This is a genomic window from Staphylococcus kloosii (assembly GCF_032139365.1).
GTDB lineage: Bacteria > Bacillota > Bacilli > Staphylococcales > Staphylococcaceae > Staphylococcus > Staphylococcus kloosii_A.
The window spans coordinates 20,945-44,638 of sequence record NZ_JAVTDB010000078.1; the positions used below are offsets into that span (position 1 = coordinate 20,945).

General features: G+C 34.2%; 27 protein-coding genes. 15 read left to right on the plus strand and 12 right to left on the minus strand.

Going from position 1 to position 23,694, the window contains the following annotated elements:
• The first annotated feature begins 3 nt into the window (after positions 1-3).
• Genes RPL90_RS10890 through RPL90_RS10900 form a run of 3 tightly spaced genes read left to right on the plus strand, consistent with a single transcriptional unit; the run spans position 4 to position 2,109 of the window.
• Positions 4-444 carry a PTS sugar transporter subunit IIA gene (locus RPL90_RS10890; RefSeq protein WP_313549333.1) on the plus strand — a complete coding sequence of 147 codons (441 nt, stop codon included), beginning with the start codon at positions 4-6 and terminating at the stop codon, positions 442-444.
• A 5-nt stretch (positions 445-449) separates the two neighbouring features.
• Positions 450-734, plus strand: coding sequence for a PTS sugar transporter subunit IIB (locus RPL90_RS10895; RefSeq protein WP_313549336.1), 285 nt, complete (start codon positions 450-452; stop codon positions 732-734).
• 22 nt (positions 735-756) lie between these two features.
• Entirely contained in the window at positions 757-2,109 is a 1,353-nt protein-coding gene (locus tag RPL90_RS10900; RefSeq protein ID WP_313549339.1) for a PTS ascorbate transporter subunit IIC, read from the plus strand.
• Positions 2,110-2,169: 60 nt separating this feature from the next.
• Here the strand turns inward: RPL90_RS10900 and panE are convergent, their stop codons facing one another.
• Positions 2,170-3,087: a 2-dehydropantoate 2-reductase gene (panE, locus tag RPL90_RS10905; RefSeq protein WP_313549342.1), complete on the minus strand. Its 918-nt coding sequence runs from the start codon at positions 3,085-3,087 to the stop codon at positions 2,170-2,172.
• A 306-nt stretch (positions 3,088-3,393) separates the two neighbouring features.
• Between panE and manA the strand changes: the two genes are divergently transcribed.
• Positions 3,394-4,329 carry a mannose-6-phosphate isomerase, class I gene (manA, locus tag RPL90_RS10910; protein WP_313549345.1) on the plus strand — a complete coding sequence of 312 codons (936 nt, stop codon included), beginning with the start codon at positions 3,394-3,396 and terminating at the stop codon, positions 4,327-4,329.
• 21 nt (positions 4,330-4,350) lie between these two features.
• Positions 4,351-5,241, plus strand: coding sequence for an ROK family protein (locus RPL90_RS10915; RefSeq protein WP_313549350.1), 891 nt, complete (start codon positions 4,351-4,353; stop codon positions 5,239-5,241).
• A 60-nt stretch (positions 5,242-5,301) separates the two neighbouring features.
• Here the strand turns inward: RPL90_RS10915 and RPL90_RS10920 are convergent, their stop codons facing one another.
• From RPL90_RS10920 to RPL90_RS10930, 3 genes are all read right to left on the minus strand, one after another.
• A complete protein-coding gene (locus RPL90_RS10920) occupies positions 5,302-5,760 on the minus strand; it encodes a threonine/serine exporter family protein (protein WP_313549356.1) in 459 nt (152 codons plus the stop codon).
• A 12-nt stretch (positions 5,761-5,772) separates the two neighbouring features.
• The gene (locus RPL90_RS10925; RefSeq protein WP_313549362.1) at positions 5,773-6,525 is read right to left on the minus strand and encodes a threonine/serine exporter family protein; all 753 of its coding nucleotides are present in this window, start codon (positions 6,523-6,525) and stop codon (positions 5,773-5,775) included.
• A gap of 215 nt (positions 6,526-6,740) precedes the next feature.
• Positions 6,741-8,021, minus strand: a complete 1,281-nt coding sequence (locus tag RPL90_RS10930) for a homocysteine synthase (RefSeq protein WP_313549369.1) — start codon at positions 8,019-8,021, stop codon at positions 6,741-6,743.
• Positions 8,022-8,250: 229 nt separating this feature from the next.
• Here RPL90_RS10930 and RPL90_RS10935 point away from each other — a divergent pair, with 229 nt between their 5' ends.
• The 4 genes from RPL90_RS10935 to RPL90_RS10950 all read left to right on the plus strand — a co-directional run bounded on the left by RPL90_RS10935 (position 8,251) and on the right by RPL90_RS10950 (position 12,034).
• Positions 8,251-9,396: an aminotransferase class I/II-fold pyridoxal phosphate-dependent enzyme gene (locus RPL90_RS10935; protein ID WP_313549376.1), complete on the plus strand. Its 1,146-nt coding sequence runs from the start codon at positions 8,251-8,253 to the stop codon at positions 9,394-9,396.
• A 141-nt stretch (positions 9,397-9,537) separates the two neighbouring features.
• Positions 9,538-10,242 carry an ABC transporter ATP-binding protein gene (locus RPL90_RS10940; RefSeq protein ID WP_313549384.1) on the plus strand — a complete coding sequence of 235 codons (705 nt, stop codon included), beginning with the start codon at positions 9,538-9,540 and terminating at the stop codon, positions 10,240-10,242.
• 1 nt (position 10,243) lies between these two features.
• Complete coding sequence (locus RPL90_RS10945; protein WP_313549389.1) at positions 10,244-11,374, plus strand: ABC transporter permease; 1,131 nt, start codon at positions 10,244-10,246, stop codon at positions 11,372-11,374.
• Between the two features lie 9 nt (positions 11,375-11,383).
• Complete coding sequence (locus tag RPL90_RS10950) at positions 11,384-12,034, plus strand: TetR/AcrR family transcriptional regulator (RefSeq protein WP_313549394.1); 651 nt, start codon at positions 11,384-11,386, stop codon at positions 12,032-12,034.
• A gap of 65 nt (positions 12,035-12,099) precedes the next feature.
• Here RPL90_RS10950 and RPL90_RS10955 read toward each other — a convergent pair whose 3' ends face one another.
• The 8 genes from RPL90_RS10955 to RPL90_RS10990 all read right to left on the minus strand — a co-directional run bounded on the left by RPL90_RS10955 (position 12,100) and on the right by RPL90_RS10990 (position 17,768).
• On the minus strand, positions 12,100-12,567 hold the full coding sequence (locus RPL90_RS10955; RefSeq protein WP_313549397.1) for a thioesterase family protein: 468 nt from the start codon (positions 12,565-12,567) through the stop codon (positions 12,100-12,102).
• Positions 12,568-12,719: 152 nt separating this feature from the next.
• Entirely contained in the window at positions 12,720-13,556 is an 837-nt protein-coding gene (locus RPL90_RS10960) for an urease accessory protein UreD (protein WP_313549400.1), read from the minus strand.
• Positions 13,556-14,170: an urease accessory protein UreG gene (ureG, locus tag RPL90_RS10965; RefSeq protein WP_313549402.1), complete on the minus strand. Its 615-nt coding sequence runs from the start codon at positions 14,168-14,170 to the stop codon at positions 13,556-13,558. Before ureG ends, RPL90_RS10960 begins: the two co-directional genes overlap by 1 nt.
• Positions 14,171-14,181: 11 nt before the next feature.
• The gene (locus tag RPL90_RS10970) at positions 14,182-14,871 is read right to left on the minus strand and encodes an urease accessory protein UreF (RefSeq protein ID WP_313549406.1); all 690 of its coding nucleotides are present in this window, start codon (positions 14,869-14,871) and stop codon (positions 14,182-14,184) included.
• On the minus strand, positions 14,864-15,316 hold the full coding sequence (ureE, locus tag RPL90_RS10975; protein ID WP_313549409.1) for an urease accessory protein UreE: 453 nt from the start codon (positions 15,314-15,316) through the stop codon (positions 14,864-14,866). The genes RPL90_RS10970 and ureE overlap by 8 nt, the downstream gene beginning before the upstream one ends.
• A gap of 11 nt (positions 15,317-15,327) precedes the next feature.
• Positions 15,328-17,043, minus strand: a complete 1,716-nt coding sequence (ureC, locus tag RPL90_RS10980; protein ID WP_313549412.1) for an urease subunit alpha — start codon at positions 17,041-17,043, stop codon at positions 15,328-15,330.
• On the minus strand, positions 17,040-17,453 hold the full coding sequence (locus tag RPL90_RS10985) for an urease subunit beta (protein WP_313549415.1): 414 nt from the start codon (positions 17,451-17,453) through the stop codon (positions 17,040-17,042). The genes ureC and RPL90_RS10985 overlap by 4 nt, the downstream gene beginning before the upstream one ends.
• 12 nt (positions 17,454-17,465) lie before the next feature.
• The gene (locus tag RPL90_RS10990; protein WP_061853774.1) at positions 17,466-17,768 is read right to left on the minus strand and encodes an urease subunit gamma; all 303 of its coding nucleotides are present in this window, start codon (positions 17,766-17,768) and stop codon (positions 17,466-17,468) included.
• Between the two features lie 212 nt (positions 17,769-17,980).
• Here RPL90_RS10990 and yut point away from each other — a divergent pair, with 212 nt between their 5' ends.
• From yut to RPL90_RS11020, 6 genes are read left to right on the plus strand one after another with little or no spacing between them, the layout of a single operon-like run.
• A complete protein-coding gene (gene yut, locus RPL90_RS10995; protein ID WP_313549422.1) occupies positions 17,981-18,901 on the plus strand; it encodes an urea transporter in 921 nt (306 codons plus the stop codon).
• A 38-nt stretch (positions 18,902-18,939) separates the two neighbouring features.
• On the plus strand, positions 18,940-20,424 hold the full coding sequence (gene nikA, locus RPL90_RS11000; RefSeq protein WP_313549425.1) for a nickel ABC transporter substrate-binding protein: 1,485 nt from the start codon (positions 18,940-18,942) through the stop codon (positions 20,422-20,424).
• Complete coding sequence (gene nikB / locus RPL90_RS11005) at positions 20,414-21,385, plus strand: nickel ABC transporter permease (protein WP_313549428.1); 972 nt, start codon at positions 20,414-20,416, stop codon at positions 21,383-21,385. The genes nikA and nikB overlap by 11 nt, the downstream gene beginning before the upstream one ends.
• Positions 21,382-22,209 carry a nickel transporter permease gene (nikC, locus tag RPL90_RS11010; protein WP_313549431.1) on the plus strand — a complete coding sequence of 276 codons (828 nt, stop codon included), beginning with the start codon at positions 21,382-21,384 and terminating at the stop codon, positions 22,207-22,209. The genes nikB and nikC overlap by 4 nt, the downstream gene beginning before the upstream one ends.
• Positions 22,202-22,990, plus strand: coding sequence for an ATP-binding cassette domain-containing protein (locus tag RPL90_RS11015; RefSeq protein WP_313549436.1), 789 nt, complete (start codon positions 22,202-22,204; stop codon positions 22,988-22,990). Before nikC ends, RPL90_RS11015 begins: the two co-directional genes overlap by 8 nt.
• Complete coding sequence (locus tag RPL90_RS11020) at positions 22,974-23,681, plus strand: ABC transporter ATP-binding protein (RefSeq protein ID WP_313549440.1); 708 nt, start codon at positions 22,974-22,976, stop codon at positions 23,679-23,681. The genes RPL90_RS11015 and RPL90_RS11020 overlap by 17 nt, the downstream gene beginning before the upstream one ends.
• Positions 23,682-23,694: the final 13 nt, after the last annotated feature.

Below are 23,694 nucleotides of genomic sequence, written 5' to 3' on the forward strand. Positions count from 1 at the left end.
CCGATGAGCTTAGAAATGTTAACGCCAGATAAAGTTCAAGTTAAAGACCAAGTAAATGACTGGTCTGAAGCAATAGATATTGCCTCGCAACCGCTATTGCAACAACAATATTTCGATGAACGATATATACAAGCAATGATTGATAGCGTGCATAATTTAGGGCCTTATATCGTCATAGCACCAGAGATTGCAATTGCACATGCAAGACCAGATGAATCGGTTAATAAAGTTGGTTTGAGTTTATTGAAATTAGAAAATCATATCAATTTTTCTGCAGAAGGACATTATGCTTCATTGATATTTGTATTAAGTGCCGTAGATAATACGAAACACTTAGAAATATTAAAACAATTGGCTCAAGTTTTAGGAGATCAGCAAGTAGTTGAACGATTATTACAAGCAACTGATAAAAATAAACTCATAAGTATATTAAAAGGAGAATGATAAATATGAAAATTTTAGTAGTTTGCGGACATGGTTTAGGTAGTAGTTTTATGGTTGAAATGAATGCACAAGAAGCATTGAAAAATTTAAATGCCCCTGCAGATATTGAAGTAGAACACAGTGACGTTATGTCAGCGAGTTCTGATATGGCAGATTTATTTATTTGTGGTAGAGATCTTGAAGAAAATACTAAAAATCTTGGAGATGTTTTAGTGCTAGACAACATTTTAGACAAAGAAGAGTTACAACATAAATTAAATGACAAGTTGCAACAACTAGGTAAGTTATAAAAATTAAACTGGAGGGGATGTTATGAAACCGATTCTAGATTTTATCGTTGATATTTTAAGTCAGCCAGCAATTTTAGTTGCTATGATAGCATTAGTTGGCCTCTTAGTTCAAAAGAAATCAGCCGTAGATGTAACGTCAGGGACAATTAAAACAATCCTAGGTTTCCTTGTATTAAGCGCTGGGGCAAATGTAGTTACACAATCCTTAGAGCCTTTCGGAAAAATCTTCCAACACGCATTTGGCGTACAGGGCGTCGTACCAAATAATGAAGCTATTATTTCTATTGCGTTAAATAAATACGGCACTACAGCGGCATTAATTATGGTATTCGGTATGATTGTAAATATATTAATTGCTAGATTTACTAATTTAAAATATATCTTTTTAACAGGTCATCATACTTTTTATATGGCAGCCTTTTTAGCCATTTTATTATCAGTAGGCAAAATTACAGGTACTTTAACTGTAATCATTGGTGCAATTATTCTTGGTTTAATTATGGCAGTCTTGCCGGCATTGGCACATCCGACGATGAAGAAAATAACGGGTAACAACCAAGTTGCATTAGGTCACTTTGGTACAATTAGTTATTGGGCTGCAGGAGTAGTCGGTAGTCTATTTAAAGGTAAATCTAAATCAACAGAAGACATCAAGTTTCCAAAAAGTTTAGGTTTTTTAAGAGAAAGTACAATTAGTATCTCTATTACAATGACATTGTTGTACTTTATAGCATCACTATTCGCGGGACCTGCATACGTTCACGCAGATATAAGTAAAGGACAAAACTTCATCGTCTTTTCTTTAATACAAGGTGTAACTTTTGCAGCAGGTGTGTTTATCATTTTAACAGGCGTACGTTTGATTTTAGCTGAAATCGTTCCAGCCTTTAAAGGTATTTCTGAAAAACTCGTACCAAACACTAAACCAGCATTGGATTGTCCAATAGTGTTTCCTTACGCTCAAAATGCAGTGCTTATTGGGTTCTTTGTCAGCTTTATCGTAGGAGTTATTGGTATGTTTATTCTATTCCTTTTCGGCGGAGTTATTATATTACCAGGTGTTGTAGCGCACTTTTTCTTAGGCGCAACAGCAGGCGTTTTTGGTAACGCAAGAGGTGGCATTAAAGGTGCAGTGGCAGGCTCGGCGCTTAACGGTATTTTAATTACATTTTTACCATTATTATTCTTACCATTCTTAGGAGATTTAGGAGGCGCTGCTACTACTTTCTCTGATACAGATTTCTTAGCAGTAGGTATCATATTTGGCAATATTGCCAAATACTTAGGCATTATCGGTATTGTTATATTAGTAGTTATTATAGCGGCAGTTTCGATTCTAATTCAAAAACGTGCAGATCAAAAACAAACAGAATAATATTTAATTAAAAAGTCTGGGACATCCAAAAGATGCCTCAGACTTATATTGTTGTACTGATTAATTTAACATTTCGTTATAAACATTTAGATGTTGATACGCAGAACGTAATAACGGCGCTTCAAAATTATAGTGATGAGCTAAGTTTAGCATATAGCCTTGAATATGATGACCTTCAATATTGAGACCTTTTTCCATGTCTCGTTGCATTGATGTTTTGAAATGGTAAGACAAGTTGTCTAATGACTTCATGTAATTATTAACGATATTGTTTGAAATTGGTGCTTGATGTATACGCATTATTTGAGCCACTTCATTGTACATATCTTCAATATACGATTTGCCACCTTCACTATCCCTAATTGGCCCTATAGGCGCATGCATTAACGTAGTCACACTAGACATGACAGTAATCATTAAATATTTATGCCACATATCTTTATTGATATTGTCACTTAAGATAATTTTAGCTCGAGTGCCGGATAGCGCGCTTTCTATCTTTTGAGCACGTGCTGTTGCTTCACCATTTAATTCACCGAAAATGAGTTGGTCAAAATCACTCGTATGATTAACTTCACCTTGTGAATCTAATGTAGTTTCAATTATACATAAGCCACCAAACACGTTATCTTCACCGAAAGCTTGTTGTAATTTGGCGACGTGTGCAATGCCATTAAGTAAAGGTATGATAACTGTTTGTTCTCCTATAAATGGTTTTAAATCTTCAATAGCGTTATCTAAGTGATATGCTTTTGTCGATAATAAAACGACATCATACGGTTCAGTTTTTTCTTCTTTTGTAATTAATTTAGGTGAAAAGACATAGTTGCCGTTGACGCTATTAATTATTAGACCATTTTCTGTTAATGATGCTTTACGTTTATCACGTACTAAAAATGTAACGTCTTTACCACTTTCTGCTAGTCGACCGCCAAAATAACCACCAATACCACCAGCACCTAACACTAATATACGCATGTAATACACTCCTTTGTTATGTATCAAAAACTTATGTTACACGTAGTTAACTCACTGTTATTAGTTATTAAAATTATTATAATATTATTACCCTTAAAAATGAACACTTTAACGTTTTTGTATAAATTATTAATCATAGGTTATTATTCCATGTACTAAATTTAGCAAGATAAGTTGCTTAAATAGTCTTAACTTATTAAAATGGTAAAGTGGAAAACGTTTACAATGAGTGACAATATTAAAAGTTAAACTCATACCATTGATAGTATAAATTCACAGTTTAAAGACACAGAAGGAGTGAAAGACATGCCATTATTTTTGAAACCTGTATTTCAAGAGCGTATATGGGGTGGCACGAAATTGACTGAATTCGGTTACGATGTACCTTATGATAATACGGGAGAATGCTGGGCCATTTCAGCTCATCCAAATGGCGCAAATACGATTTTAAATGGACATTATAAAGGATATACGTTAGATCAAGTATGGCAAGAGAACCGTGCGCTTTTTGGTAATGATGATAGAGCAGCATTTCCACTATTAACAAAAATATTAGATGCTCAAGATAAATTGTCGGTACAAGTTCATCCCGACGATGCATATGCTAAAGAACATGAAGGTGAATATGGCAAGACGGAATGTTGGTATATACTAGATGCTGAAGAAGATGCTGAAATCATATATGGCGTTAATGCACAAGATCAAGAAACATTAAACCAAATGATAGACAATCGTGAATTTGATAAATTGTTTAATACTGTAAAAGTACAAAAAGGAGATTTTTATTATGTCCCAGCCGGTACAGTGCATGCAATAGGTAAGGGCATTATGATATTGGAAACACAACAATCTTCGGATACGACTTACCGTATTTACGATTACGACAGAAGGGATAAAAACGGTGCACAACGTGCATTGCATTTAGACGAAAGTAAAGCAGTTATAGATTTGTCTCAAAGTTCACCAAATGCCACGCCAAAAGCGTTAACTAGAGGCGATGAACACTATACGCAACTTGTGACTAACGCATTTTTTACAGTCGAAAAATGGGATGTTTCACAGCAAGTTAATTTTGAAAAGCCACAAGATTACTGTCTAGTTTCTATTATAGAAGGTTCAGGTGAAATTATCGTTGATGATGATGCCTATGAGCTTGAAAAAGGGGAACACTTTATCTTAACTACAGAGGATAACGCAGTTCAATTTAATGGCGAACTTACTATGATTGTAAGTTATGTCTAAAATCATGGAAGGATGTATGCAATGTATAAACTAGCAGTCGATATTGGAGGAACAAAGACAATAGTTGGTGTAATCGATGAGAGTATGGAAATTATTGATTTCCAAACTTTTGAAACCATTGCGCCAAGTCCACAACAACAATTTGATAAGATAATTTCGTTAGCTAAAGAATATAAAAATAACTATGATCATTTGGCACCTCAAACATTAAATATTGCTATGCCGGGACCATGTGAATACAAAGAAGGTATCTTTTTAAATCCGCCTAACTTGCAGCAATATAATGGATTTAATGCAGGTGACTACATACGTCAACATAGTGACTTTGACCCTGCTTTTGTCAACGATACTGATGCGGCTATTAGAGCCGAATATCGAGACTTAGATGTAAATGAAGCATCATTTATATACTTGACGATAAGTACGGGCATAGGCTTGGCATATATGAATAATGGGAAACCCTTACCAGGCGTTGATGGGAACTTTGGAGAAATTGGACATACAATCATTAAAACAGATAGCGATTATCAATGTCCTGTATGTAAACAATACGGATGTGTGGAAAATGAAATTTCAGGCTTAGCTATTAGTAGAAAAGCAACTGATATTATGGGCAAAGAAACGTCAACACGACAAGCTATTGATATGTATATGAATGATGAACATAGAGGGATTACTGCAATGTTGGATGAAGTAATGAAAATGACCCAACAACTTTGTAACAACATTTATAGTTTATATAATGTATATACGATAGTATTAGGTGGCGGTGTTACGAATAGTGCATTACCATATAAAGAAAGTATTGAAAGTTATGCGAAAAAGCATAATCTAATGACAGAAGGTGCGTTTAAAGTGAAAATTAGTAACTTAAACTCAAATGTTTTAGCAGGATTATATGATGTAAAATAAAAAAGGATTGGGTATGACTGATGCGCGATTAAACAACGTATCTTACATACTCAATCTTTTTTATAATTTATTTTTTTTAACACGCCAATATTTTGTAATGTTAAGCGTTTTTGATAACTGATCTGATAAGAGTAAACCTAAAGCAATTGAGCCTGCAATCAAAATTGCTCTAATAAATGTTGTACCAGCACTAGTGAAATCAAGTGTTACAAGTTGTTGCGTTGCTCGAAAAGCTAAACTACCTGGCACCAAAGGAATAATTCCAGGTATCATGAAAATAACGACTGGAGATTTTAATAAACGACTTAATATTTGGCTTATTAAGCCTAAAGTTAAACTGCCAATTAAACTCGTATAAATTGTATCCATCTGCATGGTTTCAATAAAAATAAAATGTACCATATATCCTGAAGCACCTGCTAAACCGGCAGGTATAAATAATTTTTTAGGTGCATCGTAAATAAATGCAAAAAAGTATGAAGCGGTAAAACTAAAGAAAAAAGAGAATACGAATGTCATTACGATACCTCCTTAATAAATTAAATACGCAATAGCTATACCAGAGCCTATGGCAAATGCAATTACAAGTGCTTCTAGAAATTTAGCAGTAAACATTAACATATGACGGCTAAATAAATCTTGAATAGCAGTGGTGATTACGACACCAGGTACTATAGGCATGACTGAAGCAATAATGGAAGAACCTAAGTTACCACTGACACCCAATAGTTTTGACCCTAATATGGCAATGGATCCTAAAATAAAGGAGCCGATAAATTCTGGAATAAACATTGTTAATGATTTACTTTGCATGTATTCGACGATGAAGTAACCAATTGAACCAGCAAGAAGTGTAATGATTACATATTGCCAAGTACCACCTAATAAATAAAGAAAACTTAAAGAAATTAAACCAGCGGCGATAACTTTTTTCCATAAAGCACTACTTAAAGTGGTATGGTCGATAAGTTTTAAATTGTCGTGTGCCTCATATATAGAAATGCGATTGCTCGTTAACTTTCTAGAAATTGAATTGACTTGGAATATTTTAAGTAAATTCGTGATGTTTTTATCAATTCTTATGATTCGTGTATCGTGATCAGAACTTAAAGAAAAGTTGATAAATACATTAATAACGTAACCTTGGCTATTGTAATATCCCATACTTATCGCCATGCGACGCATAGTGTCTTCTACTCGAGAGACTTCTGCTCCGGAAGAGAGCAAGATTTTACCTGCCAAAAGAATAACAGTCATCGTAATTTTGTCTTTGTCATTATCCATCAATATACCTCCAATCACGAGAATTAAATTAATTATCCCAGTATCAAACTGTAATTTCAAAGGAATTTAAAGAAAAAATGTATATGTCAGTCTGAGGTTTGTCTGACGTCAGAATGAAAGGGAGTCTAATATACAAATTTATAAGCCACAAAAGTACCTACACACAAGTGAAATTGTATGTAGGTGTATTTTTAATATGCTTATTGGTTGGCTACTTAAACTTTTGTTAAAGCTTGTTTTAAATCGTTAATGATATCATCAATATTTTCTGTTCCAATAGATAAACGGACTAGTTCAGGAAGTACGCCAGACGCTTGACGTTCTTCTTGTGATAATTGTAAATGAGTCGTACTTGCAGGATGAATAACTAATGATTTAGAATCACCGACATTTGCTAAATGTGAGAATAGTTGCAAGCCGTCTACGAAATTTGAAATTTCGTTAACAGTACCATCAATACCAAATGTTAATATGGCACCTTGGCCGTTTGGTAAATAGTGTTGTGCTAAATGATGGTAAGGATTATCTTCTAATCCTGGATAATTTACCCACGTTACTTTAGGATGTTTATTTAAATATTGAGCGACGCGCAACGCATTTTCAGAATGTCGTTGCATACGTAAGTGTAAAGTTTCTAAGCCAATTAAAAATTCATGAACGTTAAATGGTGATACTGCAGAACCTAAGTCACGTAATAATTGAACACGAGCTTTCGTAATATATGCGGCTTCACCAACATCATTTACATAAGAAATACCGTGATAACTTTCGTCAGGCTCAACTAAACCAGGATACTTGCCGTTATTCCAATTGAAATTACCACTATCTACGATGACGCCACCAATTGATGTTCCATGACCACCGATAAATTTAGTAGCTGAATGAACGATAATATCGGCACCAAATTCGAATGGTCTTAATAAATAAGGTGTAGGGAATGTGTTATCAACAATTAAAGGTAATTCGTTAGCATGCGCAATTTTAGCTACAGCTTCAATATCTAGTACATCAATACGAGGGTTACCAATTGTTTCAGCATATACTGCTTTTGTTTTATCATTAATTGCTTGTTTAAAGTTTTCAGGGTTACTTGGATCTACAAAATGTACTTTAATACCCAGTTTTTTAAAAGTGACATTTAATAAATTGTAAGTACCACCGTATAAATTGGAGGAGGCGACAATTTCATCACCAGTTTCTACGATGTTTAATAATGCTAAATGTATGGCAGCTTGTCCCGATGATGTTGCTAATGCACCTACACCACCCTCTAGTGCAGTTAGACGTTCCTCTAACACGTTTTGAGTTGGATTCATGATGCGCGTATATATATTACCTTCTTCTGCTAATGAAAATAAGGATTGTGCATGGCTAGTATCGTCAAAAGTATAACTTGATGTTTGATAAATTGGGACTGCACGCGATTTTGAAAAGTCATCGACTTCTTGTCCGGCATGTATGGATAGTGTATCTAAATGCCATTTTAGTTCACTCATTGTAGGCACTCCTTTTAGTGAGAATTTTCTGATAATTGTAACTATACTATTTCTTTTTTTAGAAATCAATATATCTTACTAAAAAGATAAGAATTATTGGTTTAAATGATTGCGAGTCATAATTTAATTATTGTATAATACTTAACGATTAATTAAGTATTGATGCATATTACTAGGTTATGCATTTCAGTCATGGGAAATAAATATAGAGAAACAAAGGAGAATTATTATGAATAAAAAAACTCAATTGATACATGGTGGCCATACAACGGATGAATATACTGGAGCCGTGACGACGCCAATTTATCAAACAAGTACTTATATGCAAGACGGTATTGGTGATTTAAGACAGGGCTATGAATACTCACGTTCGGCTAATCCAACGCGTGCTTCATTAGAAAGTGTTATAGCAGACTTAGAACAAGGTAACTATGGTTTTGCTTTTGGTTCTGGTATGGCTGCAATTACAGCAGTCATTATGTTATTAGATGAAGGTGACCATTTATTAATTAACTCAGATGTTTACGGTGGTACTTATCGTGCTTTAACTAAAGTATTCACACGTTACGGTATTAAAGTTGATTTTATAGATACGACACATGCAGAGCAAATTGAACAACACATTACACCGCAAACTAAAATGCTTTATATTGAAACCCCTTCAAATCCATTATTGCGTGTTACTGATATTAAAGCAGCTGTAGATATTGCTAACAGAAATAATTTAATTTCTGTAGTGGATAATACGTTTATGACACCTTATTTCCAAAATCCTTTAACGATTGGTGTAGATATCGTGTTACATTCTGCTACGAAATATATCGGTGGTCACAGTGATGTTGTAGCAGGCTTAGTTGCGACAAAACGTGATGATTTAGCTGAACGTATCGGTTTTATTCAAAATTCAACTGGCGGCGTATTAGGGCCTCAAGATAGTTATTTATTAATTAGAGGCATTAAAACATTAGGTTTAAGAATGGACCAAATTCAACGTAATACGTTAGCCATTATTGAAATGCTACAAAATCACGTTGCAGTTAGCACTGTATTCCATCCAAGTATTCCAAGTCATTTAAATCACGATATTCATGAAAATCAAACTTCTGGTCATACGGGTGTAGTTGCTTTTGAGGTTGCAGATATAGACAAAGCGAAACAGGTTATCAAACAATCACAATACTTTACTTTAGCTGAAAGTTTAGGCGCTGTTGAAAGCTTAATTTCAGTACCTGCGCTTATGACACATGCATCAATTCCAAAAGATGTTCGTGAAAAAGAAGGTATTGCAGATGGCTTAATTCGTCTATCAGTTGGTATTGAGGATACAGAAGATTTAGTACAAGATTTGCAACAAGCATTAGATACAGTTAAATAATAAAATATATTAACTTAAAAGTGAGCCTAAGACAGCATATTGTCTTCAGGCTCCTTTTTTTATTGACAACGAATAGAAAAAGAGTAATATGTAAATAAAGTGAGTGGTCACTCATTATATTGGCGTGAGGAGGAATACTTTATGATAGAGGTAAAAAACGTGAGTAAGTCCTTTGGTAAACAGCAAGTACTGGATGATATATCGGTATCATTTAGTGCTGGTGAGGTTGTGGGCTTAATAGGCCCTTCAGGCACCGGGAAAACAACGTTAATACAATGTATTTTAGGCATGGAGAAAACAGATGCCGGCAAGGTTTCGATTCAGGAACATTTAATGCCAAATAGAAAAATATTATCGAATATTGGCTATATGGCTCAAAATGATGCCTTATATAATGATTTGACTGGACGCGAAAATTTAACGTTTTTCGCAAAAATTTATATACATGACAAAGAAGATATTAAAAAGCGAGTGAACATATGTAGTTCGATGGTTCAATTAGACAATGATTTGGATAAGAAAGTCGAAATGTATTCTGGAGGAATGAAACGACGATTATCTTTAGCAATTAGTTTTCTACAAAATCCTAACATCCTGATTTTGGACGAGCCAACAGTCGGTATTGATCCTAAATTGCGTCAGGCAATTTGGAAAGATTTAACTAAAGCAAAGGCAGAAGATAAATGCATTATAGTGACAACGCATGTATTAGATGAAGCTACACGCTGTGACAAGCTCGTATTAATGAACCAAGGAAAAATATTGGCAACGGGTACACCTGATGAAGTGAAAAAACAATATCATACAGATACGATTGAAGGCGTATTTCTGAATATGGAGGGATAATATGAATTCGTTGCACATAGCAGGGCGCATTTTCAAACAGACGATTCGAGATATTAGAACGTTGGCACTCTTACTTATTGCACCTATATTAATATTGTCGCTACTATATTATATTTTCACAGTCGCCGATAATACTAATGGCATAAAAGTTGGGGTGCACGATGTACCAGATTCATTAATTACTGAATTACAGGATAAAGATATTCACGTTAAACATTATAATAATAACGATGATATCAATGATAAAATTAAAGACGACAAATTAACAGGATTTTTACACAACGATGGGCAACAAATAGCAGTGACTTATGCTAACGATAACCCTACACAAGCAGGAGAACTAACAGGTGCAAATCAAAAGTGGTTAATGAGTCATAATATGAATGCCATGAAAGATAATACTAATAAATTGCATCAAGCGTTAACTAAAATACAACAAAAAATGCCTAGGGATGGGGGAAACACGACTCATCAAGTGATGGCTAAACCATACAAACTAACAACGCACTATTTATATGGTTCATCAGATTCTACGTATTTTGATATGATAAATCCTATATTAATCGGGTTTTTTGTCTTTTTCTTTACGTTTTTAATTTCTGGCATTGGCCTATTAAAAGAGCGTACTTCTGGCACATTAGAACGTTTACTTGCCTCTCCAATAAAAAGAAGTGAAATTATTTTGGGGTATGTTTTCGGTTACGGTAGTTTTAGCGTAATCCAAACCGTAGTCGTCGTATTATATGCAATTTATATTCTGCATATTAATTTAGTAGGTTCGATATGGTTCGTGTTATTAACGGCAATATTGACAGCACTTGTCGCTGTGACATTCGGTATATTATTATCTACGTTTGCTTCCTCAGAATTCCAAATGATTCAATTTATACCATTAGTCATAGTACCACAAGTCTTATTTGCAGGGATTATACCAATTGAATCAATGAATAAAGGCTTACAATACTTTTCACATATCATGCCATTATTTTATACCGGACAAACGATGCAAAATATTATGATCAAAGGTTACAGATTTAATGATATTTATATTTATTTAATTGTGTTATTCGCATTTTTCATATTCTTATTGATGTTAAATATTATAGGCATGAAAAGATATAGAAAAGTTTAGGAGGTCAATATGAACCAAGATATTAAGTCATTAGTTGAAACCATTGTGCCGCAACTTGAATATTTAAGCGATAAACAAAGACGTGTCATAGAAAGCGCTATTGCATTATTTAGTGAACAAGGGTTTGATAAAACGAGTACTAAAGAAATTGCACAGCGTGCAAATGTTGCAGAAGGAACGGTATTTAAGCAGTTTAAAAGTAAAAGAATGTTATTATATGCAGGCTTAATTCCAATTTTAAGAGATCATATCGCCCCTGTAGCTGTTAAACAATTTACAGATGAATTAAATGAAACGATGCATTTTGATGCGTTTATAAACTTATTTGTAGATAACAGGTCTCAATTTATTTATGACAATAGACGCATGCTTAAAGTCATCTTCAATGAAGCGATTACTAATGAAGATTTTCAAAATATATTAGTTAATATTTTTACCCATAAATTAACGAGTAAATTAAAAGATAAAATTGAATGGTTTATAAATAATGGTGACATGCGCAACGTTAAACCTGAGTTTTTTATACGTACGGTCATAGCCCAAATTTTAAATTTAAATATCCCTATCATAGTCAATAATGACTATACTAAGGGCGAAAACTATAAGCAATTTGCATTATTTGTAAAAGAGGGCTTGTATAACATGTTTAAACAAGCATAAACACCATGCAAAATACGAAATAAGAGGTTGAGAAATGATCGTTTCTCAACCTCTTATTTATTAAACTATTTTTTTGGGATACCGATGACGTGACCCACTTGTTTAGGAACTTCAAATTGTGGTTGTTGTGCATAATAATCTGCGATAGCTTGATAAATTTTATCTGGGAATGGCGCACTCTTACGTGTCTCATTACTTACACTAATCATCATTACTTCATAGGTAGCAACTTTTTCGCCATGTGCGTTAGACATTACTAAAATTAGATGCGTACGTTTGGCATCATAATCATAAATATAAGGTCTTACAGTAAAAGTATCACCTAAACGTAATTCTTTTAAGAAAGAGATATGTGATTCTAAACTGAAAATGGTTACCGGTAAATCTTCACGTTCAAATTCATAACCTACAGATTTGAAGAAATAGACGACACAATCACTAAATAATGAATAATATTTAGCATCATGCATGTGGTCATTATGATCTATCCAAGATGTTTCGACCGTAAAGTTGTACTCAAATGTTGTTGTCATTAGAAGTCCTCCAATTAATTTCACTCTAACAATTTTCTCAATGGTATTAGTTTATACCAAATTAATAGGTTGTGTATAGAATAATCGTTTAAGACGCTTAATTTTCTTAAAAATTGAGATCCAAAGCGCACTTTGAATCTCAATAACGGAATTTAATATTTTCTTAAAAAATGAGTTTCTCTGTTATAAGTAGTACGTACTATAAAATCTTGAACATGCGCTAATATCTTTTCGATAACTTGAGTTTTTAACGACAATATACGGATTGTTAAACCATGCGTAGCCAATTTAGTAATACCGAAACGACAATCGTATTGTTGTACGACGTGTTTAATTTCATCGTAAATACTATCAATATATTTTTGTGTCACTTTCGGATGAATGAAATAGCATGAACCAATATGCGTATAGCCTTCCATGTAGCCAATATCACTCACGTTATTCTGTTCAGGTGATAATAATAAATTGTCATAAGCCACAAGTTGATTATCTACGTATATTTCATTTAACAAATGCATATATTTATAGCTAAAGAGTGATTCGTCCTGCGCATACCCAGGTGTTAAGATGTCGCTATAAAATAGGGAACCAGTCATATCCAAATTAAAAATATTATGTTGATAAAATTTAGCATTTGTATAGGCGATTACTGGATCAGCGACATATTCTAGATAACCGTTATGACCTATGGTAAAAGTTTGATATTGCTCTACTCTATCATTTAATGTTTTATATATTTTTGTGGCACCTTGAGAAGTGAGCGTTACCGCTGCTTCGTCTTTCACGGTGAAGTCCATTTTATAACGGTCTCCATCCAAATATCCGCCTCCAACGTTTACAATATAAAAAGTCGGAATATCGGACTGATTTAAATAGATAGGGCGCATAACTTTTAACGCCTTATCAAAGAAAATATCTCTTGCTACAGATTTACGACCATTATTGAACACGGTTAACTCAAGTTGGCCAGTCCAATGTTCTTCTGTCATTATGCTAATCCTTTTAAGAATACATCATTATCTATCCAAGAAAGCACATTTTCTAGTCCTTCATCAGTTTTAAGATTTGTAAAAGCAAATGGACGATTTTTTCTAAATGTTTTAGTATCTTCAGCCATTTGCTCTAAAGATGCGCCAACATATGGTGCTAAATCAGTTTTGTTAATAACGAAGAAGTCTGATTTAATCATACCTTGTCCACCTTTACGTGGGATTTTTTCACCTTGCGCAACATCGATAATATAAATTGAAAAGTCGACCAATTCAGGGCTGAAAGTAGCAGCTAAATTGTCTCCGCCTGATTCTATAAAAATAAGTTCAATGTCGTCGTTGCGTTCTTTTAGTTCGTCTATAGCAGCGAAATTCATAGAAGCATCTTCACGAATCGCTGTGTGAGGACAACCACCAGTTTCTACACCGATTATACGGTCTTCAGGTAAAACCCCCGTATTAACAAGGATTTTTTCGTCTTCTTTGGTGTAAATATCATTTGTGATAACACCGATACTAAACTCTTTAGACAAACGTTTAACTAATTTTTCGATGAGTTGTGTTTTGCCGGCACCGACTGGACCGCCGATACCAATTTTTATTGTTTGTGTCATTTAATATCCTCCTATGAAATGAATATTCTTACATTAACGTTCTCATGTTCCATTTGATTTAATTCTATGCCTGGTGCGGTAATACCTAATTGCGATTCATCTAATTGTAAAATATTATCTCTTACTTGAGTAATATTAGGTATCATGTCATTAATAATTTTTTGACCGGCTGTCTGACCTAGTGGTATAGCGCGCACGGCATTTTGAGTTAGGCTAGCTACATTTTGATATAAATAATAATCAATAATAGTTGCTATATCTACTTTTAGGTAATGACCAATCATTGTAAAGCATATGGCTGGGTGTAAGTGTACGGACTTCTGTTCCATTTGAGTTTGGTACCATTGAAGCCAATCGCTGTCGTATAGTGAGTTTGCTAATTTAACCATACGATTACCCATTTGTTTTGAACCTTGGCGTGTTTCACGCGGTAAACTTTGTACATACAACAAATTATCTAATTTAATAATTTGCTTCGTATTTTCTTGTTCTAATGCCTCGTAAATTAAACGCATTGTTAATCCATCGCTATAACTTAACTGTTCATTCATAAACAAAGTTAACCAGTTTGTAAATGTGTGTTCATCATGCACTTCATCGCGTTGAATATAAGTTTCCAACCCAAAAGAGTGACTAAAAGCACCTGTAGGTACTTGAGAGTCACAAAATTGGAACAGACGAAATGCTTGTTGATTAATCATGTGAATGACCTATATGGCGAAATGCTTGGTTAACTTTTCGATCTTCACGTTGGTAGGGAATACCTAAATCCTTTAATAGCGATTCAACTAAATAATCATATTGTACTAACATTTCTGTTTCTGTAAATTGTGCCGGTAAATGACGATTACCTAATTGATGAGCGATATCTCCCATTTCTTGCAATGTGCGAGGCTGAATAACAAGTAAATCTTCAGAATTAACGTCGACAATAATCATATTGTGGTCATCTGAATATAAAATATCGCCGTATTGTAAATCTATTGGCTGAGATAAACGAATCCCGATTTCATTATTGTGGTCAGTAGTGACGCGTTGGATACGTTTTACTAAATCTGAGTTTTCCAAATAAACCTTCTCCACATGCTTTTGTTTTTCTTCTGGTGATAAATTGGCAATATTGCCTTTGATCTCTTCAATAATCAAGTGCGTTCCTCCTAGAATAAGAAATATCTTTGTGTTAACGGTAGTTCTGTTGCTGCTTCGCTTGTAATTTTCTCGTCATCTACAAAGACTTCATATGTTTGTGGATCTACATCTAATTTAGGTGTAGCGCTGTTGTTTTTCATGTCTTTTTTACTTAATTTACGTATATTTTGAACTGGGCGAACTTTACGGTTTAAGCCTAATTGTTGCGCAATATCACTTTCATAAGCTGTTTTGGAAACGAAAGTCATTGCAGTGCCAGCCATATTAGGACCATATTGACCATACATTTTACGATATTTTAATGGTTCAGAAGTTGGGATTGAGCCATTGGCATCACCATTTACAGCTGTATTGATTAAGCCGCCTTTAATAATTACATCTGGTTTAACGCCAAAGAAAGCTGGGTCCCATACTACTAAGTCCGCTAATTTTCCGTTATCAATAGAACCTACATAATCTGATATACCGTGAGTGATAGCTGGATTGATTGTATATTTTGCGATATAACGTTTTATACGATTGTTATCGTTATATTCTGCATCGCCTTCTAGACTACCTCTTTGTTCTTTCATACGGTGTGCCACTTGCCAAGTTCGAGTAATCACTTCACCGACACGTCCCATCGCTTGTGAATCTGAGCTGACCATGCTGAAGACACCCATATCTTGTAACACGTCTTCTGCGGCGATAGTCTCTTTACGTATTCTTGAATCAGCAAAAGCAATGTCTTCTGGAATAGCAGCATTTAAATGGTGCGTGATCATTACCATATCTAAATGTTCATCTATTGTGTTTACAGTATAAGGTAAAGTTGGGTTTGTAGATGAGGGCAGAATATGTGAATAAGATGCCGACTTAATTAAGTCTGGTGCGTGTCCGCCACCGGCACCCTCTGTATGGTACATATGAAGCACACGTCCTTTGACTGCTTTCATAGTGTCTTCCATAAATCCAGCTTCGTTTAATGTATCAGCGTGTAAAGCGATTTGTACGTCGTAATCGTCAGCTACGTCAAGCGCATGACTTAATGCTGAAGGTGTTGCACCCCAGTCTTCGTGTACTTTTAAACCGATAACGCCAGCATGAATTTGTTCAATTAGAGCAGTATGATTAACTGCTTGCCCTTTACCTGTAAATCCAATGTTGAGAGGTAGAGATTCTGCTGCTTGTAACATGCGATGTATATGCCATGGTCCAGGTGTTACTGTCGTTGCTTTAGCACCTTCACTAGCGCCGGTACCGCCACCTATATGTGTTGTGATGCCGCTTTCTAAGGCAACTTGTGACTGCTCGGGATTAATAAAGTGTACATGAGTGTCAATACCACCTGCAGTAACGATTTTACCTTCAGCTGATATAACATCAGTCGTTGCACCAATAATAATATCTACATTGTCCATGATATCTGGGTTGCCAGCCTTGCCAATACTCATAATGTAGCCATTTTTCACACCAATATCTGCTTTAATGATTTTGTTGTAATCAATAATCATTGCATTAGTGATTACAAGATCAGCAACATTTTTATCATCGCGCGTAACATTAGGGTTTTGTGCCATGCCATCTCTAATAGACTTACCGCCACCGAAGGCAGCTTCATCACCATAAGTAGCATAGTCTTTTTCAACGCGAGCGAATAAATGAGTGTCTGCTAATCTAACAGAGTCTCCTACAGTAGGACCATACAAACTTGTATATTGAGATTGTGTCATTTTAAAACTCATCGATCATACCCACTTTCTTTATTAGCATTTTCACTTTTTTTATCTTCCGGTTTGATGATTTCTTCATTAGAACTATCATCTTTGGCACGGTATATACGTGATTCATCAATTGGTCCATCCACTTCACCATGAAAACCATAAATATGTCTACGTCCGCTGTACTCAACAAGTTGGATATCTTTTTCGTCTCCTGGTTCAAAACGTACCGCTGCGCCTGCTGGAATGTCTAAATGTTTACCATATGCTTTTTCACGTTCGAACTTTAGTGCAGGGTTTGCTTCGAAAAAATGGAAGTGTGAACCTACTTGTACTGGTCTATCACCTGTATTTTTTACTTCAATAATTGTAGCTTCATGACCTTTGTTAACTTCTATTTCGGTTCTTTTTACAATGATTTCACCTGGTTTCATCCTGTTACCTCCTTAAACAATAGGGTGATGTACAGTAATTAATTTTGTACCGTCTGGGAACGTTGCTTCAATTTCCATTTCTGTAAGCATATCTGCAACACCATCCATTACATCATCTTCGTTCAAAATTTGTTTGCCGTAACTCATAAGTTCAGCCACTGTTTTGCCATCTCTAGCACCTTCTAACAGTTCATAACTAATAATAGCAACTGCTTCGGGATAGTTTAATTTCAAACCTCTGTCTTGACGTCTGCGAGCTAAATCTGCTGCAATAACGAGCATTAATTTATCTTGTTCACGTTGTGTAAAATGCACATAAATCCCTCGACTTTCTCCGGTAATTTTTACAATAATATAAAAGCGTTCCGCATCTTTAATGTTATGCCCATTATTTATATAAAACAAGAGTTACACATTGAAAATATTTTTAATTTATAAAGTATTGTGAAAAACCCTATTGGAAAATCTAAAATTTATATTATATAGTATTTAATTGAGGCATATATTTAAAGAAATAAGGTGTAGAATTGAAGTATATAAGTATCTTAATGAAGAATGTTGCCCAAGTGTTATTATTAGAAAATGCCTGGACTGGTTTGTTCGTCATTGTTGCGCTGTTTATTGGCAATTGGAAGGTTGGTTTAGTAGCATTAATTGCTAGTGTAATTGCTCTATTATTAGCTAAACATACAAATTACAGTCGTACAGAAATTGACAGCGGCTTAGCAGGATTTAATCCTGTTTTAACTGGTGTAGCGTTGACGTTATTTTTAGAACACACATGGTATAGCTATATAATTATTATCGTTGCGATTGTTATTACGATGCCTGTTGGCGCTGCAATTAGAGAATTATTTAAGACATATGATGTACCGATGCTCACAATTCCGTATGTATTCGTAAGTTGGAGTGTTTTATTAATGTCATTCCAATTTAAGTTTGTGAGTGTAAACGTTAATATTTTACCACAATCAGTTAAGAAAATTGCTTTTTCACAAAATGCGATACATTATATTAGTAGTTTTTTATCAGGTTTTAGTGAAGTCTTTTTATTGAAAAGTACATTAGCTGGATTGTTAATATTAATTGGAATATTTGTGGCGTCTCAGAAAGCAGGATTATTAGCAGTAATGGCCAATTTAATTGGTTTTATGATGGTTTTACTATTAGGTGCAAATCATAGTCAAATTAATGATGGACTATTTGGCTATAATGTTATCTTAACCGTGTTAGCATTAGGAGTAGCCTTTAAAACACGTATTAATCGTTATATCAATATCATATTGGGTATTTTGTTAACGATTTTCTTACACGCAGGTTTAACTACGTTATTGACCCCATTCGGCTTACCCGTCTTTACGTTACCATTTATCATTGCAACATGGACAATCCTTTTAGCAGGAACTCGAATGAAAAAACAAACAATTGAAGAACATGACGGCAAATAATGTAACTTGATTATTTATGATAGAAAGAAGGAATAGATATGAAAAAGTTGGTTGCTCTCATAAGCATGGCATCAATAATCTTAGCAGGGTGTAGTGCTGATAACCAACACAACAAAAAAGATACGCTGAGCGTGGAGTTGCCATTAAAAACGACTACGTTAGCACCATATGAAACGGATGTACCAGTTAAAATTGGTGCGGTTGAAACTTTATTTAAATCAACTGCTAACGGCAAAATAGAAAAGGTATTAGTAGATTCTTATAAACAACCTTCAGCTAAAAAGTTAGATATAACGTTGAAAAATAATATTAAATTCCAAAATGGCAGTAAATTAACTGCTAAGGCAGTAAAAGAAAGTCTTGAAGAGAGCAGTAACAAAAGTGATTTAGTAAAAGGTTCGTTACCAATTAAAAATATTACAGCACACGGACAACATTTAACGATTACTACGAAACACAATTATCCAGAATTAGTTTCTGAATTGGCGAGTCCCTTCGCTGCGATATATGATGTAGAAGCTAACAATAGCGTGAATAAACAACCTGTTGGTACAGGTGCTTATAAAATTAAACATTACAAACAATCCCAGAAAATTGAACTTGATCGTAATAACGGTTATTGGCAAGGTAAACCTAAAATGAAGCATGTGAATGTTACATATCAAGAAGATGGTAATGTGAGAGCAAGCGATTTGAAATCAGGGAAGGCTGACGTTATTACTGATGTGCCAGTGGAAAAGGTTAAAGCGTTAAAAGACAGCGATAAAACAAAGATTTCGGATACTTCTGGATTTAGAACGGGACTTATGCTTTACAATCACACAAGTAAAAAAATGACAAAACCGGTGAGACAAGCATTAGATAAAGTGATTGATAGACAAGGCATTACGAAGAAAATTTCAAAAGGCTATGCTAAACCAGCAGCTGGTCCATTCAATGATAAAGCTAAATATATTAATGAAGGACAACCGCAAAAACAAGACATACAAGGTGCTAAAAAATTATTGAAAAAAGCCGGGTACGATAAGCAACATCCACTAAAAATAACGGTACCAACATATAATGGGCGTCCTGAATTGCCTAAAATTGCACAAGTAATACAATCAGACGCTAAAAAAGCAAACATTGATATTGATATTCGAAATGTAGACGATATTGAAGGTTACTTGAAAGATAAAAAGCAGTGGGATGCGTCAATGTATAGCTTTGGTACATTGCCAAGAGGTGATACAGGTTACTTCTTTAACCAAGCTTACAAATCTGGTGGTGCTATCAATAAAGGCGACTATCACAATGAACACGTAAATCAATTGATTGATCAACTGAATGAGACTGTGAAAACATCAGAACGTCATAACTTATCTAACGACATCATCAAATTAACGAATAAAGATTATGCCAATAGTTATATTACGTATAACGATACGTTAGTTGGTTTAAATCAAAATGTTAAAAATTTAACAGCAACACCAGAAGGTATTTATTTAGTAGATTATAAGGTTGATAAAGCACATGATAATTAAAAATATACTCGCTAGAATTGGACAAATGATCATCGTATTATTTGTCCTTTCTACAATTACGTTTATTTTAATGAAACTTACACCGGGTGACCCTGTAGATAAAATATTGCATCTTGATGTAAGCAATGTCTCAAGTGATCAAATTAATAAGACTAAAGATAAGCTTGGCTTGAATGATTCTGTTTTTATGCAATATATTCATTGGTTAGGCCAAATTATCCATTTAGATTTAGGAAACAGTTTTCAAACCGGTGAGCCAGTAATTAAAGAATTGATATTTTATGCACCAACGACAGTGATTATTGCAGCCTTAACTATAATATTTACGTTCTGTACAACTATCCCTTTAGGTATTATAGCGGCTAAATATTACCATACTTGGATCGATTCACTAATACGTTCGATAACATCGTTTACTGTGAGCATGCCCTCTTTCTTTATTGGTATTGTATTAATTTATATCTTTGCACAAAGACTTCAAATTTTACCGTCTTCTGGCATCGAATCAATAACTGGTTATATTTTGCCAGTCTTGTCATTAAGTGTGGGAATGAGTGCTTACTATGTACGTTTATTACGTTCAACTTTAATTGATTTATACCAATCTCCCGTTGTAACTGCGTCAAGATTACGCGGTATGTCTGAGACTTATATTTTATGGAAAGATGTATTTAAACCAGCGTTAATACCCCTTGTAACGATGCTTGGGATGTCTGTAGGCGGATTAATAGGTGGTACAGTAGTTGTCGAAAATTTATTTGGTATACCTGGACTTGGTTATTTTTTAGTTGATAGTATTAGAGCCAGAGACTACCCGGTGATACAAGGTGCGGTACTATTTATAGGTACACTTGTAGTTGTGACAAATATAGTCAGTGATTTAGTGCTTTTATGGTTAGACCCAGAGCGCCGTTATAGTAACAGTAATAAGATTAGTGAACAGGAGCGTGATGTTTCATGACACAACAAGTGAAACAGCGCATCGTATTAGGCGTTTTCATACTATATTTATTGGTTATTGTTGGTAGTCAGTTTATCGTTCACTATCACGATGCCATGGACGTTCATTTAAATCATAGTTTAGCGATGCCTAATTTCCATCATTGGTTAGGAACGGATGAATATGGTAGAGACATGTTGAGTAGAATAATCGTTGGTGCACGTTATACGTTGCTAGTGAGTCTATTAACATTAATGTGTGTATTAATTATTGGTTTGCCTCTCGGTTTAGTGGCAGGCTACAAACAAGGATGGTTAGACACAATTATAATGCGAATACTTGATATAGGCCTTAGCATTCCTGATTTTGTCTTGATGATTGCACTGGCGAGTTTCTTCAAACCTAGTATTTGGAATTTAGTCATTGCTATTACATTGATAAAATGGATGAATTATACGAGATTATCACGCAATATTGTGAAAGGTGAAATAAACAAACCTTATATTAAAATGGCCAAATTATTACATGTTCCAAATAGCGTTATTATCATTAGACATATATTACCGAAAGTTTGGCCTGCTATGACAGTATTATTAATCGTTGATTTTGGGAAAATTATTCTCTATATATCTTCTTTATCATTTTTAGGGTTAGGTGCACAACCACCATCTGCTGAATGGGGCGCCATGTTAAATACTGGGCGTGCTTATATAGAGAGTAATCCATTATTAATGATTGCGCCAGCAGTGATGATAACAATCACGATCTTAATTTTTAATTTCGTAGGTGACGCCATTCAAGATTTTTTATTAGATAATAATAGGAAGCGGGATAGTAATGAGTAACTTATTGACTATGAAGGGATTGACAATTAGCGATAATCGACACAACGAATTGTTACACAATATAGATTTTAATATAGAACAAGGTCTTGTTAACGTGCTTATTGGCGAAAGTGGTTCTGGCAAAACATTGACAGCCAAAGCATTAGTCCACAATTTACCACATAATTTAAAGATGCATTATGACTCAATGTCTATTAATGGTGAACAAGTAAATAATATTCATCCATATCTAGGACGAACAATAGGGTTTATATCTCAAGATTATGTGCATAATTTAAATAACCATACTAAAATTGGCCAACAATTAATAGCGATTTATCGTTATCATTATCAAGTATCTAAAAAGAGTGCACAAAAATCTGTAATCGATGCCTTATCGCGAGTTCATTTAGACGTAGCAACAACAATGAAGCAATATACATTCAATTTATCTGGAGGACAATTAGCAAGAGTTCAAATTGCGAGTGTTATTATGTTGCAGCCGCAACTTATAATTGCCGATGAACCCATAGCATCATTAGATGTAATCACTGGACGTAAAATTATGGCATTACTTAGCGAATTAGTAAAAGAAAAAGACGTTACATTACTAATTATTACGCATAATTTAGCTCATGTTTTACGTTTTAGTGATGTAATACAAGTTATGCGACAAGGAACTATTGTCGATCGCTTTTATTTGAATGAAATGCAAGCACAACACTTAACAAATTACACGCACAACCTTTTTAAACAACGAAGTAAAATCATAAAGGATGAAACTTATGATTCAGTTAACTAATTTAAACTATCAAATTAAAAAGCATAATATTTTAAAAAATATTAATTTAGCTATTCAAAAAGGTGAAAAAGTTGGTATTATAGGAGAAAGTGGTGCAGGTAAAACGACTTTAGCGCAAGTATTATTGGGTGTTATAAATCCTACCAGTGGTAATTGTAATATAAATGCCAAAACGATATTACCAATATTTCAGCACCCTTTAGAAAGTTTTAATCATGTTTATACGATTCAACATTCTTTAGATGAAGCGATTCGCTACTTTAGCATTGAAAATAATACCATCATAAGACAACGTTTGAAGCAATTGTTAAACACTACAGACTTAAGCGCACAACTATTAAATCGTTATCCTGATGAAGTCAGTGGGGGACAATTACAAAGGTTTAATATTATTAGGTCTTTAATGTTAGAACCAGAAATATTAATTTGTGATGAAATAACTTCAAATTTAGATGTGTTAGTCGAACAAAAAGTAAGTTCACTCTTAAAACAATACAATAATAGTAATCAACACACGATGCTATTTATATCGCATGACTTAGCGTTTGTCTCGCAAGTGGCCGATAGAATTATAGTAATGAAAGAAGGTTCGATTGTTGATGATTTCCAACGAACACAACTTTTCAATGCAAATAGGCATGAATACACACAAGCCTTATTAAATATGAATGAAATTGAAATAAAGAAATAAATTATTTATAGAG

Excerpts from the sequence above, each read along its gene's own strand:
- RPL90_RS10890 (WP_313549333.1), top strand. The coding sequence starts at position 4 with ATGAGCTTAGAAATGTTAACGCCAGATAAAGTTCAAGTTAAAGACCAA.
- RPL90_RS10895 (WP_313549336.1), top strand. The coding sequence starts at position 450 with ATGAAAATTTTAGTAGTTTGCGGACATGGTTTAGGTAGTAGTTTTATG.
- RPL90_RS10900 (WP_313549339.1), top strand. The coding sequence starts at position 757 with ATGAAACCGATTCTAGATTTTATCGTTGATATTTTAAGTCAGCCAGCA.
- panE (WP_313549342.1), bottom strand. The coding sequence starts at position 3,087 with ATGCGTATATTAGTGTTAGGTGCTGGTGGTATTGGTGGTTATTTTGGC.
- manA (WP_313549345.1), top strand. The coding sequence starts at position 3,394 with ATGCCATTATTTTTGAAACCTGTATTTCAAGAGCGTATATGGGGTGGC.
- RPL90_RS10915 (WP_313549350.1), top strand. The coding sequence starts at position 4,351 with ATGTATAAACTAGCAGTCGATATTGGAGGAACAAAGACAATAGTTGGT.
- RPL90_RS10920 (WP_313549356.1), bottom strand. The coding sequence starts at position 5,760 with ATGACATTCGTATTCTCTTTTTTCTTTAGTTTTACCGCTTCATACTTT.
- RPL90_RS10925 (WP_313549362.1), bottom strand. The coding sequence starts at position 6,525 with ATGGATAATGACAAAGACAAAATTACGATGACTGTTATTCTTTTGGCA.
- RPL90_RS10930 (WP_313549369.1), bottom strand. The coding sequence starts at position 8,021 with ATGAGTGAACTAAAATGGCATTTAGATACACTATCCATACATGCCGGA.
- RPL90_RS10935 (WP_313549376.1), top strand. The coding sequence starts at position 8,251 with ATGAATAAAAAAACTCAATTGATACATGGTGGCCATACAACGGATGAA.
- RPL90_RS10940 (WP_313549384.1), top strand. The coding sequence starts at position 9,538 with ATGATAGAGGTAAAAAACGTGAGTAAGTCCTTTGGTAAACAGCAAGTA.
- RPL90_RS10945 (WP_313549389.1), top strand. The coding sequence starts at position 10,244 with ATGAATTCGTTGCACATAGCAGGGCGCATTTTCAAACAGACGATTCGA.
- RPL90_RS10950 (WP_313549394.1), top strand. The coding sequence starts at position 11,384 with ATGAACCAAGATATTAAGTCATTAGTTGAAACCATTGTGCCGCAACTT.
- RPL90_RS10955 (WP_313549397.1), bottom strand. The coding sequence starts at position 12,567 with ATGACAACAACATTTGAGTACAACTTTACGGTCGAAACATCTTGGATA.
- RPL90_RS10960 (WP_313549400.1), bottom strand. The coding sequence starts at position 13,556 with ATGACAGAAGAACATTGGACTGGCCAACTTGAGTTAACCGTGTTCAAT.
- ureG (WP_313549402.1), bottom strand. The coding sequence starts at position 14,170 with ATGACACAAACAATAAAAATTGGTATCGGCGGTCCAGTCGGTGCCGGC.
- RPL90_RS10970 (WP_313549406.1), bottom strand. The coding sequence starts at position 14,871 with ATGATTAATCAACAAGCATTTCGTCTGTTCCAATTTTGTGACTCTCAA.
- ureC (WP_313549412.1), bottom strand. The coding sequence starts at position 17,043 with ATGAGTTTTAAAATGACACAATCTCAATATACAAGTTTGTATGGTCCT.
- RPL90_RS10985 (WP_313549415.1), bottom strand. The coding sequence starts at position 17,453 with ATGAAACCAGGTGAAATCATTGTAAAAAGAACCGAAATAGAAGTTAAC.
- nikA (WP_313549425.1), top strand. The coding sequence starts at position 18,940 with ATGAAAAAGTTGGTTGCTCTCATAAGCATGGCATCAATAATCTTAGCA.
- nikB (WP_313549428.1), top strand. The coding sequence starts at position 20,414 with ATGATAATTAAAAATATACTCGCTAGAATTGGACAAATGATCATCGTA.
- nikC (WP_313549431.1), top strand. The coding sequence starts at position 21,382 with ATGACACAACAAGTGAAACAGCGCATCGTATTAGGCGTTTTCATACTA.
- RPL90_RS11015 (WP_313549436.1), top strand. The coding sequence starts at position 22,202 with ATGAGTAACTTATTGACTATGAAGGGATTGACAATTAGCGATAATCGA.
- RPL90_RS11020 (WP_313549440.1), top strand. The coding sequence starts at position 22,974 with ATGATTCAGTTAACTAATTTAAACTATCAAATTAAAAAGCATAATATT.